This is a genomic window from Thalassospira sp. MBR-102 (genome assembly GCF_040549275.1).
Lineage (GTDB): Bacteria > Pseudomonadota > Alphaproteobacteria > Rhodospirillales > Thalassospiraceae > Thalassospira > Thalassospira xiamenensis.
This window is the reverse complement of sequence record NZ_JBEPTC010000002.1, coordinates 442,514-460,198: the sequence shown is the minus strand read 5'-3', so window position 1 is coordinate 460,198 and position 17,685 is coordinate 442,514. Positions and strand designations below refer to the sequence as shown.

The 17,685-nt window shown below is 56.5% G+C and carries 14 protein-coding genes; 9 read left to right on the top strand and 5 right to left on the bottom strand.

Features of this window, described 5'->3' with window-relative positions:
• Positions 1–282: 282 nt before the first annotated feature.
• Positions 283–1,758 carry a hypothetical protein gene (locus ABIE64_RS05455; protein ID WP_354376844.1) on the top strand — a complete coding sequence of 492 codons (1,476 nt, stop codon included), beginning with the start codon at positions 283–285 and terminating at the stop codon, positions 1,756–1,758.
• Positions 1,759–1,894: 136 nt separating this feature from the next.
• On the top strand, positions 1,895–3,511 hold the full coding sequence (locus tag ABIE64_RS05450) for an acyl-CoA synthetase (RefSeq protein WP_354376843.1): 1,617 nt from the start codon (positions 1,895–1,897) through the stop codon (positions 3,509–3,511).
• 77 nt (positions 3,512–3,588) lie between these two features.
• Here the strand turns inward: ABIE64_RS05450 and ABIE64_RS05445 are convergent, their stop codons facing one another.
• Together ABIE64_RS05445 and ABIE64_RS05440 are read right to left on the bottom strand one after the other, a co-directional pair.
• A complete protein-coding gene (locus ABIE64_RS05445) occupies positions 3,589–6,147 on the bottom strand; it encodes an ABC transporter permease (RefSeq protein ID WP_354376842.1) in 2,559 nt (852 codons plus the stop codon).
• A complete protein-coding gene (locus tag ABIE64_RS05440; RefSeq protein ID WP_110252387.1) occupies positions 6,144–6,890 on the bottom strand; it encodes an ABC transporter ATP-binding protein in 747 nt (248 codons plus the stop codon). The genes ABIE64_RS05445 and ABIE64_RS05440 overlap by 4 nt, the downstream gene beginning before the upstream one ends.
• Positions 6,891–7,074: 184 nt before the next feature.
• On the opposite strand from ABIE64_RS05440, the gene ABIE64_RS05435 reads away from it, so the two are divergent.
• The 6 genes from ABIE64_RS05435 to thpR all read left to right on the top strand — a co-directional run bounded on the left by ABIE64_RS05435 (position 7,075) and on the right by thpR (position 13,414).
• Complete coding sequence (locus ABIE64_RS05435) at positions 7,075–7,833, top strand: arylesterase (RefSeq protein WP_354376841.1); 759 nt, start codon at positions 7,075–7,077, stop codon at positions 7,831–7,833.
• A 912-nt stretch (positions 7,834–8,745) separates the two neighbouring features.
• Positions 8,746–9,447, top strand: a complete 702-nt coding sequence (locus ABIE64_RS05430; RefSeq protein WP_007088749.1) for a J domain-containing protein — start codon at positions 8,746–8,748, stop codon at positions 9,445–9,447.
• Positions 9,448–9,582: 135 nt separating this feature from the next.
• Positions 9,583–10,701, top strand: coding sequence for an FIST signal transduction protein (locus ABIE64_RS05425; protein WP_037990765.1), 1,119 nt, complete (start codon positions 9,583–9,585; stop codon positions 10,699–10,701).
• 144 nt (positions 10,702–10,845) lie between these two features.
• Positions 10,846–11,886, top strand: a complete 1,041-nt coding sequence (locus ABIE64_RS05420; protein ID WP_354376840.1) for an NADP(H)-dependent aldo-keto reductase — start codon at positions 10,846–10,848, stop codon at positions 11,884–11,886.
• 51 nt (positions 11,887–11,937) lie between these two features.
• The gene (locus ABIE64_RS05415) at positions 11,938–12,804 is read left to right on the top strand and encodes a pirin family protein (protein ID WP_354376839.1); all 867 of its coding nucleotides are present in this window, start codon (positions 11,938–11,940) and stop codon (positions 12,802–12,804) included.
• 67 nt (positions 12,805–12,871) lie between these two features.
• The gene (gene thpR / locus ABIE64_RS05410; RefSeq protein WP_063092484.1) at positions 12,872–13,414 is read left to right on the top strand and encodes an RNA 2',3'-cyclic phosphodiesterase; all 543 of its coding nucleotides are present in this window, start codon (positions 12,872–12,874) and stop codon (positions 13,412–13,414) included.
• 61 nt (positions 13,415–13,475) lie between these two features.
• Here the strand turns inward: thpR and ABIE64_RS05405 are convergent, their stop codons facing one another.
• On the bottom strand, positions 13,476–14,597 hold the full coding sequence (locus ABIE64_RS05405; RefSeq protein WP_354376838.1) for a hypothetical protein: 1,122 nt from the start codon (positions 14,595–14,597) through the stop codon (positions 13,476–13,478).
• Positions 14,598–15,250: 653 nt separating this feature from the next.
• On the opposite strand from ABIE64_RS05405, the gene ABIE64_RS05400 reads away from it, so the two are divergent.
• Positions 15,251–15,475, top strand: a complete 225-nt coding sequence (locus ABIE64_RS05400) for a hypothetical protein (protein ID WP_354376837.1) — start codon at positions 15,251–15,253, stop codon at positions 15,473–15,475.
• A 44-nt stretch (positions 15,476–15,519) separates the two neighbouring features.
• Here the strand turns inward: ABIE64_RS05400 and hutC are convergent, their stop codons facing one another.
• Positions 15,520–16,224 carry a histidine utilization transcriptional repressor HutC gene (gene hutC, locus ABIE64_RS05395; RefSeq protein WP_063092487.1) on the bottom strand — a complete coding sequence of 235 codons (705 nt, stop codon included), beginning with the start codon at positions 16,222–16,224 and terminating at the stop codon, positions 15,520–15,522.
• Positions 16,221–17,585, bottom strand: a complete 1,365-nt coding sequence (locus ABIE64_RS05390) for a formimidoylglutamate deiminase (protein ID WP_354376836.1) — start codon at positions 17,583–17,585, stop codon at positions 16,221–16,223. The genes hutC and ABIE64_RS05390 overlap by 4 nt, the downstream gene beginning before the upstream one ends.
• Between the last annotated feature and the right edge of the window lie 100 nt (positions 17,586–17,685).

Below are 17,685 nucleotides of genomic sequence, written 5' to 3'. Positions count from 1 at the left end.
CAGAATGTTCATAGAACTCTGCAATGCTGAAAATATGGCAGCATTTCCGTGAAAAGCAACGGTTTGGCTAATTGTCGTGTCCCCGGAACTGACAATATTGTGATCTTGTTCACTTCGTCTCGAAACGCGATTTTCTGACCATTTCGGCCTATAATTTCGTATCCTTTCAAAGGATCGGTACTGTTACGCGCGGTTTCGCCCCGGTTCAGGTGGCGGTTTGGGTCGTCGATGGGAAAAAAAGTTTTCGATAACAACGGCATATTGGAAACCTGTGGATCGAACATGTTCTTGTTCATCTCGCGGGTCGGGCGTGCGTCGTTGCTCGGTTTTGTCCTGTCGCTTTTCGCCGTTTCCGTCGCATCGGCACAGAATCCGAATTTCGTTGCCTCCAAAAAGGCAAACGAGGTGCCGGTATTTGATGCGGTTTATCCCGAAGATGAATTTTGTGCGACGGCGGGTGTCGGTGGCCTCTGTGCTGCCGAACCGGTTGATGTGCCCGAATTTGACGCCAATTTCATTTATCGCTTCGTTGCCTACGAAGCACAGCGGCCGTTTGACCGTTTCTCATGGCAGGCAATGGTTTCGCTGGTCTGGCCTTACGATGGTGACGGGAATCCGATTGATGCCGGTTACCGGCACCCCGATGCCGGGTATGCATGGTGGGAAACCTATCGTGACAAATATTCATTGTTTGCCGGGGCGTCGACACCCGATGATCAATGCCGCAACGATCTGCCCGACGGGGCTTTGTTGCTATCGGCCTTCGTGCAGGCGTCTGGTGACGTGCTGATTGATCAGGCGGGAAACTTCGTTCTGTACGAAACACGGGTGAATGATATTGCCGCCGATTATATCCGTTGGAATGGCCTTGATAGTGCCGCCGGTCGCATGGCCTTTGCCCAAAGTGGCCAGTCTGTCGGCTTCCCGATTCTAAAGCTGTCTGCGGGGCCGGGAATCTCGCCACTCGAAAATGCAAATCTGCTGGCCAGCGACAAGACGTCTTTCAAGCCCGGCGCGCAAATGATCAAGTTTGCCTGGCGCATCATGACCGATCCCGCCGATCAGGAACGCTATTATACAAAACCGGCCCGGATCGCCGTTGCGGCAAAGGATGCCGTTGATGGCATGGCAAAATGTCTGGATGTGACGGTCGGGATGGTCGGTTTGCACATCGTTCAGCGTGTCAAAAGCGGCAATGGGGATCGCTGGATATGGTCGACATTCGAACATGTCGATAACGCACCACTGGCATCAAATGCACGCCGCCCCAACAGCATCATCGCCAATGACCTGTTCCCCGACGGTTGTCTGGGCCCGGACAAAACCGATCGTGATTACGTTTTTTATGACGGTGTCGACCGTGCCGACCATCTTGCCAATCAGATCGTACAATCCGATTTACGCTGGGCGGACGAGCCACCCTATGCCCGTGATCCGGATGGCAATCGCGTCACTGCGCCCGATATCGTCCGTTGCTGGCGGCTTTTTTCCGGAACGGCAGAGGCGAATTTCGTCTGGCAGCGGAAACTGGGTGACAGTGTCTGGAAAAACTATTTTCTGGTCGGCACCCAATGGATCGGAAATGGCGGCGGGGCCCCGTTCGGGGTGGGGGAAGTTCCCCGATTCTTAAGTAACGTCGCCCTTGAAAGCTTTATCCAGCATCAAATGGATGGCACCTGCCTTGGCTGTCATTCCACCGCGTTTACCGACGCCGGACAACCGTCCAATTTTACCTTCCTGCTCGATCCGTGCCGCTAGCGGGTACTGCGTCATGTGGTGCCGGTCTGATCACGACAAAATGGTTCATATTTGCCGATGCATCGACTAGCATGTGCCGACCAAAACGTCGTGAAATCAAAAAATCAAAAAGACGTGGCGGATACAGGGAGGAAACATGCTACCGGTTCGTGCGGATTACGCGTCGGTGCGTTCGGATTTTGTCTGGAACGTGCCTACTCATTTCAATATTGGTGTCGATGTTTGCGACAAATGGGCAGACGACCCTGATCGTCTTGCCCTGATGTATCGCAGGCGCGATGGATCGCGCCGCGATTACAGCTTTGCGCAGCTCAAACGCCTGTCGAACCGTTTCGCCAATGTCATGCGCCGCCATGGCATCCGTCGTGGCGATAGGGTCGGTATTCTGTTGCCGCAAAGCCCCGAAACCGCCGTGGCCCATATCGCCACCTATAAAATGGGTGGCATTGCCGTGCCGCTTTTCAACCTGTTCGGGGTCGAGGGCCTTGAATACCGGCTTGGCAACTGTGCCGCAAAGGCACTGGTGACCGATCAGGAAGGGGCGCGCAAAATTGCTGAAATCCGCGATCTTCTTCCGGCGCTTGAATATGTCTATGTGATTGATGGTGCGCCCGATGGCTGTTTTGATTTCAAGGCACTCTCGGCCGAGGCCAGCGATGAATTCGAACCGGTCAAGACGCGCGCCGATGAACCGGCCCTGATCATTTACACATCGGGCACCACCGGCCAGCCAAAGGGCGCATTGCATGCCCATCGCGTGCTTTTGGGTCATCTGCCCGGTGTGGAAATGTCGCATGACTTCTTCCCGCAGGACGGCGATGTCATGTGGACCCCGGCGGACTGGGCATGGATTGGTGGGTTGCTTGACGTCCTGCTGCCGGCCTGGCATCACGGCAAGCCGGTCGTGGCCCACCGCTTTGAAAAATTCAGTGCCGAGGCCGCCTTTGGCCTGATTGCCGAATATGGCGTGCGCAATACCTTCCTGCCGCCAACCGCGCTCAAGATGATGCGCGCCGCCGGTGATGACGTGGCGGCAAAGTTCAAATGCAATATTCGCTCCATCGCAAGCGGCGGTGAAACATTGGGTTCGGAACTTCTGGATTGGGGGCGTCGCGTGTTTGGCGTCACCATCAACGAGTTTTATGGCCAGACCGAATGCAACATGGTGGTCAGTTCCTGTCAGTCGATCATGGCCCCCAAACCCGGCGTGATGGGCCGTGCGGTGCCGGGGCACGAGGTCGCGGTGATCGATATGGCCGGGAATGTCCTGCCCGCCGGTGAAATGGGCCGGATTGCGGTTCGGTCGCCCGATCCGGTGATGTTTCTGGAATATTGGCGCAACCCCGAAGCCACCCGCGAAAAATTCATCGGGGAATGGCTTCTGACCGGCGATATGGGGCAGCTTGACGAAGATGGCTATATCCGTTTTGTCGGCCGCGATGATGATCTGATCAGTTCGGCAGGCTACCGTATCGGCCCGGGCGAGATCGAGGATTGCCTGATCGGCCATCCCGCCGTGCGCATGGCCGGTGTGATCGGCAAACCCGACGAACAGCGCGGCCAGATCGTCAAGGCCTTCGTCGTGCTGGCCGACGGGATTGCGCAAAGTCCGGAACTTGAAGCCGACATCCGTGATTTCGTCAAAACCCGGCTGGCCGCCCACGAATATCCGCGCGAAATCGCCTTCATGGAACAATTGCCGATGACCACAACCGGCAAGGTCGTCCGTCGTGCGCTTCGTGATCTGGCATGATTTCCGACGATACCCAATCGAAATGAAAAGGGCCGGTCTGTGATGGACCGGCCCTTTTCGTTCTTATGTACGGCGCGCTATTCGTTGCGCAAAAGCGGTGCCGCCGGGCTGCGCAATGCCTGCCATGTCCCGATGAAGCCCGCCGACAGGGTCGCCGCCAGACCAATCGCAATCGGGCCAAAGATCGTCATCGGCAGGAACGTCCAGCTCGCTTCCATGATCAGCACCAGAACCGACCACGCCGCAAGACTGCCAAACAGGGCGGCAATCACCCCGGTCGCAAGGCCCAAAATCCCGTATTCCAGCGCATAGGCATAAAGGATGTTGCCGCGCGTCGCCCCAAGGGTTTTAAGGACAACCGCATCATAAATCCGTTTGCGCCGCCCGGCGGCAACCGCACCGGCAAGGACCAGAACCCCGGCGACAATCGCAATCGAACTGGTCGCGTTAAGTGCCGTTCCGATCCCGGCCAGAATGGCATTGGCGGCCTCAAGCGCCTCGCGCACCCGGATCGCCGACACATTGGGGAAATCCATGCCGATCATGCGATCAACCGGTTCTTCCATTTCGCGCGGCATATGCGCCGTCGCAATCAGGCTATAGGGCGCCTTGTCGATCAGGCCCGGCGAGAACACCATCGCGAAATTCATCCGAAGGCTTTGCCATTCGATTTCACGCCAGTTGGCAATCTCGGCGGTGATGTCCCGGCCCAGTACATTGACGGTCAATGTATCGCCCGGCTCCAGCGAAAATGCCTCGCCAATATCGCGCGAGATGGAAACAAGCGGCTTGGCAGCATCGTCATAATCGGCAGGCCACCATTCCCCGCGCACGATCTGGGTTTCGGGCGGCGGGCTTGCGGCAAAGGTCAGGCCACGGTCACCACGCAGGAACCAGCGATCATCCCCCGGACCAACATCATTGGCATCGACCCCGTCAATCGCAACCACGCGCCCACGCAGCATCGGTGTTTGTTCGATATCCGAAACGTTATCTTTTTCAAGAAGTTGCGTTTTGAACTGATCCATCTGATCAGGCTGGATATCAAGGAAGAAGAAGGCCGGGGCAGAGTCCGGCAGATTTTCGTTGATCTCGTGATCAAGGTTGCCCTCGATCCCCGAAATCGTCACCAGCAGCGTCAGGCCAAGCCCAAGCGACAGCGCAACCGGCACCGTGCTCGCACCCGGCCGGTGCAGGTTCGCCAGCGCCAGACGGCTAAAGGCATTCCGCCCGCCGGTCATCCGTTTTGAAAGCGATACAATTGCCTTGCCCGCCGCGGCAAAAACCGCAATCGCCAGAAGCGACCCGGCGATAAAGCCAAGCGCGATCTCGCGATCCGTGGCGGTAAAGACCGTAAGCAGCAGCAACAGGATAAGCGGAATACCAACATAGGGCAGGTCACGTTTGCGAAGCGCACTGCCATTCATCAATCCCGCACTGGCTCGGAAAAGCCGTGCTGCCGGAATTTCACGTGCACGCAAAAGCGACGGCATGGCAAAGACCAGTGTGGTCAGAACACCAAATGCGGTTGCAATCAGAAGCGATGGCAATGCCGGGCCCAATGTCACATCAATCGGCAAACGCCCGGCCAGAAGCGGTGCTATGATCGCCGGTGTGACCGCCCCGATCAGAAGCCCGATGCCAATCCCGACAAGCGACAGCATCAGGATTTGCAGGAAGTAAATCCGCAACACCAAGCCATGCGATGCCCCGATGGATTTAAGCGTCGCAATGACGGATGTTTTGCTTTCGATATGGCTGCGCACCGCATTGGCAACCCCAATCCCGCCAACCAGCAGGGCCGACAATCCGACAAGGGTCAGAAACAGCGTCAGCCGCTCAATAAACCGCCGCAGGCCCGGATTGGCATCTGACACATCGCGCACGCGCCATCCGGCATCCTCGAACTGTGCGTCAAGCCGGTCGCGAAACACCTTTGGCGTTTCCGCATCATTCAGATCCAAAGCGTAATAATAATTGATCAGGCTGCCCGGCTGCACCAGCCCGGTATCCGCAAGGGCATCCATCGACACCATCAAACGCGGGCCGAAATTGAAAAAGCCAACCGCCTTGTCGGGTTCGGTCGCGATCACGCCGCGCACCTGGATATTGATATCGCCAAGGCGCACCGTATCACCGACATTGATCTTAAGCCGTTCCAGAAGCCCGGCCTCGGCAACACCGCCCCAGATACCGTCCGTTTTGGCAAGCGCGCCATCAAACGGAATACCGTCGGCAAGTTCCATCTCGCCAAACAGCGGATAGACATCATCAACCGCCTTAAGCTCGACCAGCCTGCGCTGCTCCGGGCCATAGGCGGTGGCGCGCATGGTCGCAAGCCTGCCCATGCGTTCGGTATTCTCCGAAAGCCAGTTTTGCTGTTCCTCGCTTGCGGGCATATGCACAAGCCGAAGCTCGACATCGCCGCCCAGAAGGGCGCGGCCATCACGCTCCAGCGCATTTAAAACGGATTCCGAAACGTTTCCGACCGCGGCAATGGAACCAACGCCAAGTGCTAGGCACGCCAGAAAAATGCGAAAGCCGGAAAACCCGCCGCGTAGTTCCCGTCGGCAGACCCGCCACGCAATCGACCACAGCTTTTCCGCCCCGTTGGGGGATTGGGAAATACGGTTCATATGTCGGCATCCTGTTGCGTAACGATTTCCCCGTCGCGCAGCATGATCGACCGGTCGCACCGCGATGCCAGCCCCGGATCATGGGTAATCAGAAGCAAAGTCGATCCCTTGCGTTTCGCCAGATCAAACAGCAATTCGATAATCGTTTCGCCCGTGGCCCCGTCAAGATTGCCGGTCGGCTCATCCGCCAGAAGCAGTTCCGGATCGGTCGCAAGCGCACGTGCGAGTGCCACGCGCTGCTGTTCCCCGCCGCTCAACTGGCCCGGATAATGCCCGATCCGATGACCAAGCCCGACGGCCTTAAGCTCCGCCTCGGCCCGCTCAAACGCATCCTTGCGTCCGGCGAACTCCATCGGAAGGGCGACGTTTTCAAGGGCTGTCATGGTCGGCACAAGGTGGAAGTCCTGAAACACGATGCCGACATGATGGCGGCGATAAAGGGCCAGACCATCTTCATCAAGCTTGCGCAAATCCTCGCCACAGATATTGATCGTGCCCGCCTGCGCCTGTTCCAGCCCGGCAATCACCATCAAAAGCGACGTTTTGCCTGATCCCGACGGCCCGACAAGGCTGACACGTTCGCCGGCATCAATCTGGATATCGACCCCTTTGAGGATATCAACAATCCCCGCCGGTCCCTTAAGGCTCAGCTTAAGACCGGAAACATCGACGGTGCGCTGGCGCGCTGCCTCTGTCGTATTCGCTGTTTTTTCCGGCATAGAGGCAGTTTCGGTAACACTCATTACGGGTCCAATCGGGCTAAGGCATTGCAGGGGCGAAGAAACGGGTTAAATAACTGTACGGAATTTGGTGTCACCAGTTCAGATTTGACTTCAGATTTGACGATCTCAGGGTAACCGATGGGTGACCAGCAGGTAACCAGAGGCTAACCGTCTGTGCAAGATGACAAAACATAAGGTGAGATTTGTGGCATACACGCTGTTCGGGCAAGACTCGGCTGTTAACCAGTTCACTTTCAAGCAAAAGCCCGGATTGTTCGAAGGGCTTTCCCGCCGCCTGTTTCGATATGCCGGGATGGGTTTTGGTATTCTGATTGGCGCCATGAGCCTGTTTGGCATTCATGATGCCCAAGCCGCCGACAATGCGGCAAACAACACTGCCGACAATGCCCCGCAAACCCTGATGCTTTACGGTGACAGCCTGATGGCGGGCTACGGCCTCTCGCACGAGGATGGCTTTGCCCCCAGGCTTGAAGCCGCCCTTCGAGATGCCGGGCATAACGTCAAGGTCATCAACAGTTCGGTTTCCGGCGATACGACGGCGGCGGGTCTTTCGCGCCTTGAATGGGCGCTGGTCGATGATCCCGATATCGTGTTGCTGGAACTGGGTGCCAATGACGCGCTTCGCGGGGTGGAACCATCACAGACCCGCGAAAATCTTGATGAAATCATCGGAAAGCTGCGCGACCGCGATGTTGCGGTCCTGTTGGCCGGGATGATGGCACCACCCAATATGGGCAAGGAATACGGGGCTGAATTCAATGAAATCTACCCCGAACTGGCAGCAGAATATCAGCTCGCCTTCTATCCCTTCTTCCTTGATGGGGTCGCCGCCGATTCCAGCCTTAATCAGGATGACGGCATCCATCCCAATGCCGACGGGGTCAAGGTGATCGTGGAACGCATCCTGCCGAAGGTGATTGACGTTCTCGAAGCAGATTCCTGATTTTCCGCCTCCGCACCAACCGCATTCAGGTGGCCGGATTTCTCAAAGGCTGTACCCGTTGGTGCAGCCTTTTCTTCTTGCGGTGGAATTCGATAATTCCTTTTATAACAAATAATTGCTGGGCGGCATTGGCATGAAAATACAGGATTTCCATCGCCCTCCAGGATCAGTTTCGACAGAAACCGCCCCGAAAAACTACATACGTAGATAGAATTAGAAAGCAAACCGAAACGATTTTGGTGGGTCAGGGCGGGGCAAAGTCGATCTGCCCGTTTTTGCAGATTTATGTGTTTATTATCAATGATTTGTATGGTTTCAAGGGCGGATGGGAAATGGTAAAAACCGGCCCGAAAATGGCCCAAAAGCCCTCAGAACACCTGATTGAGTGTGAAATTAACACATCATTTACTTTCGGTTATGTTTCGAATATCCCGATCCGCAACTACATTTGTAGTCATCTCTGGTTTGATCTGACAGAACAAATGCAAACGAGACGTTAATTCAGCCAAATTGACGCCGTTGCCGCCGGGGCGAACCAAAGCATAAAAACCGAAAATAATTAAATAATAACAATATCTTATGGATTTTTCCCCGTTTATGGGGCCGCAAACATGGGTGATCCATTCTTGCGGGCGGGCTAAGGGGCTGAAACTCAGGCGAAGAATCGATAATGCGGGAAAAGATATTTTAATATCAAATACTTACATTGTCTCTACGGTATCGGGAACCCCTGCGAAATCGCCTGTTTTGCCTGTGGATGAATCGGAAGCGATTCAATTTTGCCTACAACCGCAGTTGCAGCCGGGTTCTCCCGCCGCTACACTTTAGCCAAATTGATCTTCTCAATCGGGATTGCGGTGGTTTTTCCGCCGTAAGGTATTGATTTAAATTGATATATATCGGGCAAGGGTGATGGCGGCACAATCAGTCAAACAATCCTACACCATTCCGTGTTCTTCGATGTTCCGTGATGCTGTTCTCGCACTGGCCGCCAAACGCGGGGTCAATGCCGCCGATCTGGCGCGCTCCGTCATGCTGATTGTCCCCGAAGGCGCGATTGAGGATTACGAGGACCCGGGCGATCCGCCGCCGGGTGATCGTGAAACCATCGTCCTGAAATCAGGCCCCGCCGAAGGCCGTCCCTGGCGGCGCAAACCAAGGCTACAACTGCGTTTGCCACCGGGGCATTCAATCATCGCGGTGCGCAAGGCGCTCAATATGGCGCTGCATTTCGACAAGGGCGAAGTCAAGATGCGCGTTGAAAAGGCCGATATCCTTGCGGCCGAACGCAAGGCACTGGAAGAAGCCCACGCCATCCGAAAACGCCAGGCCGAACCGCCCGTCGAACTTCTGCAATCGCGCGAGGAACTTGAACGTCTGCGCGCCATTGTCGATAATCTGGCGTTCGAACCACTGGATCGCGGGGTCACAACCTTTAACGAAGCCCTGCATGTCATGGGCTTTGCCCCCAATGCCCGTCCCGATATGAAGTCCATCCGCACCAAATATCGCATTCTGGCCGCCATTCACCACCCCGATAGCAATTATGGATCGCACCAGCGCATGACACAGCTCAATGCGGCCATGGACCTGCTGCGCCGACATATTGCCTGACGGGGCAGGGCTGAAATCTTCGTTCGCCCATTGTGAATGGCCCCCCCGAATGCTTAGATAGAGCTTGGATAACCACAAGACCAAGAAAACGAACCGCCACATCATCAGGCAGGTTTTCAAAAAGCGGGAGAATGCATGACGGCTGAATTTCATGCGGCACATGCCAGCGGGGAAAATTGGGCAGCAGTCGCCACCGAACTGGCCGATCAATTGCAAACACAGCCATTGCCGCAACAGGCACTGGCTTTTTTATATGTCTCCGAGGCACTGGCCGCCGATCTCGGCAGCATCCTGACCTTCCTGCGTTCCCGCCTGTCGCTTGAACACTGGGTCGGCACTGTCGGGATTGGTGTGTGCGGGTCTGGCCGGGCCTATTTCGGGGTTCCGGCCGCCTCCGTGATGGTGGCCCCGATTGATCCTAATGATTTTCATATTTTCGAACCGCTTAAAACCGACAACGATCTCGATGCACCGGAATTGCAGCGGGCGATTGATCGCCTGCAACCGATATTCGGTCTGGTTCACGGCGATCCGGGCGCACCTGACAGCCTGGCCACTCTTTCCGAACTGGCGCGTCTGGGGTCAACCTATCTGGTTGGCGGCATTGCATCGGGCGAACGCGGTGCGCCGCAAATCGCCGACAAGGTCGTCGAAGGCGGCCTTTCGGGGGTTTTGTTTGCCGACAAAACGATTGTGCAGGTCGGAATCAGTCAGGCCTGCACCCCGGTCGGGCCAGTGCATCGCGTGACCGAGGGACGCGATGGCATCATCGCAACCCTTGATGACCGTCCAGCCCTCGAAGTCTTCAAATCGGAAATGGAAGCCGACGGCAACGAAAATTCCATCGCCTCGGGCCGCTATCACGTTGCCCTGATGGTGCCGGGCTCGGATACCGGCGATTTTGTCGTCCGCAATCTGATGGGGGTTGATCCGCACAATAACCTGATGGCCATCAGCGGCGATGTGCAGGTCGGCGATACCATCCGTTTCGTCCGGCGCGACGGTGTTGCCGCCGAACAGGATTTGCGCCGCATGCTGGCTGATTTGCAAAAACGCCTGCCGGGTAAACCGCGCGGCGCGCTTTATTGCAGTTGTGTCGCCCGCGGGCCGCATCTGTTTGGCACCGAAAGCCGTGAAATGATGATCATCCGCGATGAAATCGGGGATCTGCCGCTCACCGGATTTTACGGCAGTGGCGAGGTCTGCAATGATCGCTTTTACAGCTATACCGGGGTTCTGACCCTGTTCATCTAGGATCAAATGCGTCGAAAATTCATTGCAATTCCATGATGTTGCAAGAAAATTCGCGCTAAAAGCTTTCATCACTCCGCGACCGGGATATATTCATACCATTGAAAATAAAATGCGCCCAATCAGGGCGCAAAAGGGGATTGATCTATGGAATATCGTCGATTGGGTCGGACTGACATCAATGTCAGTGTGATTTGCCTGGGTACCATGACCTGGGGCCAGCAGAATACGCAGGACGAAGCGTTCGAACAGCTCGATTACGCCACCGGCAATGAAATCAATTTCATCGACACCGCCGAAATGTATCCGGTCCCGGCGATGGAAGAAACCTTCACCAGAACCGAAACCATCATCGGCAACTGGCTTGAAAAACGCGGCCGTCGCGATGATCTGGTCATCGCGTCCAAAATTGTCGGCCCGGCAGAACGTTTTCCCTATGTCCGGGGTGGCCCGCGCCTGACCCGCGCACAGATCAACGAGGCGATTGACGGTTCCCTCACACGCCTCAAAACCGACTATCTCGATATCTATCAGCTCCATTGGCCGGACCGGAATTCCAACTTCTTTGGCAAGCTCGGTTACGTTCATGACGCGAACGAGGAATTCACCCCGATCGAGGAAACCCTCGAAGCCCTGCATGATCTGGTGCAGGCGGGCAAAATCCGTCATATCGGGCTGTCGAACGAAACCCCGTGGGGCTTGATGAAGTTCCTTGAACTGGCCGAGAAAAAAGGCTGGCCGCGCGTGGTTTCGGTGCAGAACCCTTACGGGCTTTTGAACCGCACCTATGAAGTCGGTCTGGCCGAATGCTCGATCCGCGAAGATGCCGGTCTTCTGGCATACTCACCATTGGGCGGTGGCGCATTGTCGGGCAAATATCTGGGTGGTGCCCGCCCGGAAGGCGCACGTACAACCATCTGGCCGCAATATTTCGGTCGTTACCTGACGGAAAATGGCATCAAGGCGACCGAGGCCTATGTCAAACTCGCCAAGGATAACGGCCTTGATCCCGCGCAGATGGCACTGGCTTACGTCAATACCCGCCCGTTCCTGACCGCCAACATCATTGGCGCGACCAGCATGGAACAGCTCAAATCCAATATCGGCTCTGCCTATATTGAACTGTCCGACGACGTTCTGGCCGAGATCGAGAAAATCCAGACCACCTGGCCGAACCCTTGCCCGTAAGGCAGGTACGAACCAGATTAGTCTGAAGCAGACTTAAAAAGGAGGCGGCGCATGTCTATACTGATTTCCGGCAAGGAAACCAATCTTGGTCCCCTGTCCGTGCGCCGCGTCCTGCCACATCGGGATGTCCGGTCTGTCGGTCCGTTCGTGTTTTTTGATCGCATGGGACCGGCATCGTTCGAGCCGGGGCAGGGGGTTGACGTTGCCCCGCATCCCCATATCGGCCTTGCCACCGTCACCTATCTTTTCGAAGGTGCGATCCGCCATCATGACAGCCTTGGCAGTTTGCTCGAAATCCAGCCGGGCGATCTCAACTGGATGAGTGCCGGGCGCGGCATCACCCATTCCGAACGCGAAACCGATGCGGTACGCAACAGCCATCATAAACTCGATGGCCTGCAATTATGGGCGGCCCTGCCCGAAGACGAAGAAGAATCCGACCCGGAATTTTTCCATATCGCCAGGGATGACCTGCCGATTATCGAGGATGCCGGTTTGCATATGCGCCTGATCGCGGGCGAGGCCTTCGGCAAAACCGCCCCGGTTCCGGTCAAGTCCAAGCTGTTCTATCTTGATGTCCGCATGGATGCCGGCGCGCAGCTTCTGCTGCCCGGTGAAAATCAGGAAGCCGCCCTTTATGTCGTTTCCGGCAGCCTGCGCATTGACGGCGATCTGTATGAACCGGAAAACTTCATCTATATCGCGCCCGAAGAAATTCCCGATATCGTCGCCCAATCCGATTGTCGCGTGATGCTGCTCGGCGGGTTGCCGGTCGGCTATCGCCATATCTGGTGGAACTTCGTTTCCAGTTCCAAGGAACGGATTGATGCGGCCAAGGCCGACTGGGCCGCGGGCCGCTTCCCGCAAATCAAGGGCGAGGATGACATCATCCCGCTGCCGGGTCGTTCGACCGGATAAATACCGGGCGGTCGTCCACTTAACGATCAAATCCCACCCGCCAGATTTCCGTGCGTGAGTTCCGAATATGCGTTTGTTTGTTGGCGTCGAAATACCGGCTGATATTGCCGACGACCTTTACCCGTTGGCGCGCGGGATCAAGGGGCTCGATGCCCAGACCCCGGAAAACATGCACATCACCCTGAAATTCATCGGTAATGTCGATCCCGGTCTGGCCCGTGAAATCGATGCGGCCCTCTCCGAACTCCCGTTCGAGCCCTTCGATCTTCGCGTACAGGGCCTTGGCATCTTTGCATCCGCCCGCAAACTGCGCATTTTCTGGGCCGGTGTCACTGATCAGCCCGCATTGCACAGTCTTGCAAACCGCGTGGAAAAGGCATTGCTGCGGCTCGAAGAATGCCCGGACATGGACATGCGCAAATTCACCCCGCATATCACCTTGGGCCGCAACCGCGACGCCGCCCGTGCGACCGTCGAACAGGCGGTGGCCGATAATATCGACCTGACATCGCGCAGCTTCACCGTTGATCGCTTCTGCCTGTATGAAAGCCACTCAACCGTCGATGGCCCGGAATTTCGGGTGATTGCGGCGTATAACGGGTTTGAATGATTGGGCAGACAAAAGCCTGACTGCGGCTTCAGAAAAGGGAACAGTCCCCTTTTTTCTAATTCTAATCGAACAATATTCTACACAGGTTGAAGCCCGTTTTATCTCCCACCAGCATCGTCTCTTCATCAAAGGCCAAGGCAACACGATCATGTTTACGCTGGCCAAGACTCATCCCTGGTGTCAAGGGCAACATGCCCAATGGGGCTGACAGGTCCGGCGGATATATCAGGATCTTGTTGAGCCCAGCGAGCTTCAGCACGCTATAGGACATATCCCGGCTACAGGTCAGATCGCCCAGCGGCAACTGGCTGACAGCTTTCAGATGCAGCTCAGGCGCACGAGGCTTCTTGAAGCGCTGCCAGAACCCGCGCTCCTCGGCAACCGCACCAACGATGTCATAATCAATGACAAGCTTCGTTTCAAAGGTCGGCCCGCTGTTGAAATGGGTTGCTTGCCCCCCGTTTGTTACCGCGCGGAGCTTCCTGCCCCACAAGAACGCGTCCATTATAAACAACCAAGAAGAGCCCATTGCACGGTCACGCCACGCTGCCATGACTTCTGGGGAGTTCAATTCCACCGGCAAGCCGGTCCACTCGAAACTGTCGCCCGTTCGGCGCAGAAACGCAAAAAAGCGCCCAACCCGGACTCTGAAATTATCAGATAGCGTCACCAAAAGCAGATCATCACTGACCGCCATGGCGCTCAATGGGTTGGGTTTGCGGCCAAAGGAATCCTGTAGGGAAATCTCCATTTCCGCGAGGAAATCCATATTGCGAATTGGATAGGTCTGAAGACACTGGCTAAAATCGGCAGACATCACGTGCAAGCGGTCATAATCCAGCCAGCCAAAGGCCCCGCGCCACGGAAACAAGCTGCTTGAATGATGATCAGAGGATGCATTTTCCTCAATCGCAGACTTGTAAAGGCCCACTGTCTCGAGCTTATCAGCCGCGGGCGACCACACAGCAGCCAACGGCGCGCCATCCTTGACGGAGGAGCCCTCTACCAGAATTCTTGCATCTGGCAAGATGACCATGGACCGGGCCCGCTCTATCAGCCCTTCGAAAGTAACTTCGCGGATGATTTCGGATTTTAATCTTTTTTGGCTATTCGCAAATACCCTGCGGGCCGACAGGTCTTCGGACGTCATCATATATCCGTTAGGTTTTTTCTGATTTTTCACCCAAGCTCTATGCTCGTCATACCTTATCGTCAAGCGCGCGTCCTCGCGGCCCCAGATAAGTACCGCTCAATGCCGTTTCGCAAAGCACTCGAAAAAAGGGAACTGCGAGAAAAGCGGACAGGCGCCTTTTTTACAAACCGGACGTCCCGCAACTGAGCAAGCCCGAACAAACCTGGGGTCCCACAGACGACCATCAGGCCCACGGCCTGCACCACGGCGACTTCGGGCAACGCCGGACAAATCTCGTGCCTCCACCAGCCACCAGACGCCCCACAACCTCGCTGCTTGCTCTGGCCCCTTCGCCAATGCCACGACCATGAAGCCCGGACACACCTCGGGCCTCCAGCAACCTCGCCAACTGACGCCCCACGGACCGCCCACCGGCTTGTTGCCCGGTCTAGCCACGGCGGCAACCTGCCACGCCGACATCCAGACACACCTCGGGCGGCTGCCATTTTCACCAGCAGACGGATTTCGGGCATACTGCCCCCAGTCTGTCTACCACCGACGGGCCACAATCCGATGCCGTCACTGCTGCCATTGCTGCCGCTTCCGGCAAATTCGGGGTCGCTTCCCCGATAAGACGCACCTCTCCCGTCATGACAAATAAGGGTGTTAAAAGCGTGTTAGAACCGGCGCGGAACACCGCCGTAATGGCTTCGCCATCCGCCGATGAGCATCCTGCGGATTGCCCCGCCGCCCTGCCTCAATCCTTGCCGCTGCATCCCGATCACCTCTTTGATCCCGCCCCAAACGCAAAAACCCGCGAGGCGCACAAGGCGCTTCGCGGGTTTCGGTCCGGGTGCTTTTCTCCCGTTGACTTGACTCTTATGACACAATTAAAAGAACAAATCAAGAACTTTTTTCAGGAAATCTGAAAAAGGGACGGATATGCGCACAAACTACAGGCTCTTCGGAAGGTCTAAAGTGCCGTATGCATCCGGTATCCCGGCGCGAACAAAAGGCGGGCGGAGGTAATGCCCTGTTCCCCTTCCCAGGTCGTGCGCTCGATCAGGAACAGCGGTTCATTCTTTTGCGTGCGCAGGATTTCGGCTTCGTTTTCGGAAGCCAGCACGGCGGAAAATGAAATGTCGCCCTTGGTGTAGGGGGCATGAAGTACCAGCCATTCATTGGCACTGATTTTGGACAGATCAGCATCAACAATTTCCGGCGTCGCGGCGACCGAGACCCAGCGTTCTTCAAACATATAGGGCTTGCCATCCGCCAGATGCAGTGACGTGATATGCAGCATGTCGCTGTCAGGTGTTACACCCAGATTGGCGCAGATTTCCGGCGGCGGGCTGCGGCGTTCGCGAAACAGCAGGGCATAGGCGTATTTCTGGCCGCGGCCCTCGATCTCCAGCCGTATGACCGGGATGTCAAGCCGCGCGCGCCGCACCGGGTGGGCGGCAACACGGGTTCCGGCCTTGCGGCGGCGGTCAAGGAAGCCCTCGGTGGCAAGTTCGCGGAGCGCCCGGTTGACGGTCGCGCGCGCGCAGCCCAGTTCCTCGGCCAGTTCGACTTCCTTGGGGATCTGGTCGCCCGGTTTCCATTCACGGGTGTGAATGCGGCGCAGGACCTCGTCATGGACCGATTGCCAGTTTGTCAGTTCCGTGGTGGTGCTCACACCGCTTCCTTGAGTTGTTCCATCACCTTGCGATACCGGTCCGTGATCCTATCATGTGCGATATGGCGGCCCTCGGTCACGACATGGCGACCGGCCGACCAGACATCACGCACCATGCGATCATCTCCGGCAAAGACATATGTATCGAGGATCGTATCGCCTGTCCGACCGATAAGGTCAACCGCCGCGCCATCAAGCGCCATCAGATCGGCCAGTGCACTGACCTCGATCCGGCCGGCATCGCGGCCTGCGGCCTGTGCGCCGCCTTTGGCAACCGCATCGAACAACCGGCGGGCGGTGGATTTTTCCGGGGTGGCAAGGGCGGCACGCGATTTATCGCGTAGACGCTGGCTGTATTCCAGTGTGCGGATCTCTTCGGAAAGTGAAATGCGAATGTTGGAATCCGATCCGACACCGATATTTCCACCCGCATTCAGGTAACGCACACCATCAAAAATACCGTCGCCAAGGCTGCTTTCGGTGATCGGGCAAAGCCCGGCAACCGCCCCGGTTCTGGCAAGGCCAAGCGTTTCGTGTTCCTGCATCTGCGTGCAATGGATCAGGCACCAGTTTTCATCGACATCGGCATTTTCAAGCAGCCATTCGACCGGGCGCTTGCCCCAGGATGCCGCGACCTCCTCGACCTCGGCGACCTGTTCGGCCAGATGCATGTGAACCGGACCGTCCTTTGACAGGCGCGTGGTGGCAATCAGATCCTCCCGCCCCACAGCGCGCAGCGAATGGGGGGCAACGCCAATGCGTGTGTCGGACGGCAGGGATTTTAACGCCTTTTTGCTTTCCTCATACAATTTGGCAAAGCGTTCCGGATCATTGCCAAACCGGATTTGCCCCGCGCCAAGCGGGCGTTTGTCGCAACCGCCGAACTGGTAATGCACCGGCAGAAGCGTCAGGCCGATACCGGTGATGTTTGCCGCCGCCGCAATGCGTTCGGCCATCTCGGCGATATTGTCATAGGGAACGCCGCCCGGTTGATGGTGCAGGTAATGGAACTCGGTATTGTTGGCGTATCCGGCTTCGAGCATTTCCATTTGCACAAAGGCCGCAATGTCCTGCACGTGATCCGGGGTGAGCTGATCCAGGAAGCGGAACATCAATTGTCGCCATGTCCAGAAGGTATCACGGGGATCGGGGCCGCGTTTTTCGGTTAACCCGGCCATCGAACGCTGAAACGCGTGGCTATGCAGGTTTGATATGCCGGGCAGAAGCGTGCCAACGCGGTTTCCGGTGGCAGGGGAATCGGCCTGAACCTTTGTGATTCTGCCGTCTTTACCAATCTCGATCAGGACGCTGTTTTCCCAGCCTTTGGTGGTAAGTGCCTGATTTGCCCAGAGAACCGTCATTGCTTCTACCCGTCTTGACAGTGATAATATGTACGTACATATTATATTTAATAACAGACTTATCAAGGGTGAGCTTTACATGCTTTTGGGGAATGCGAAA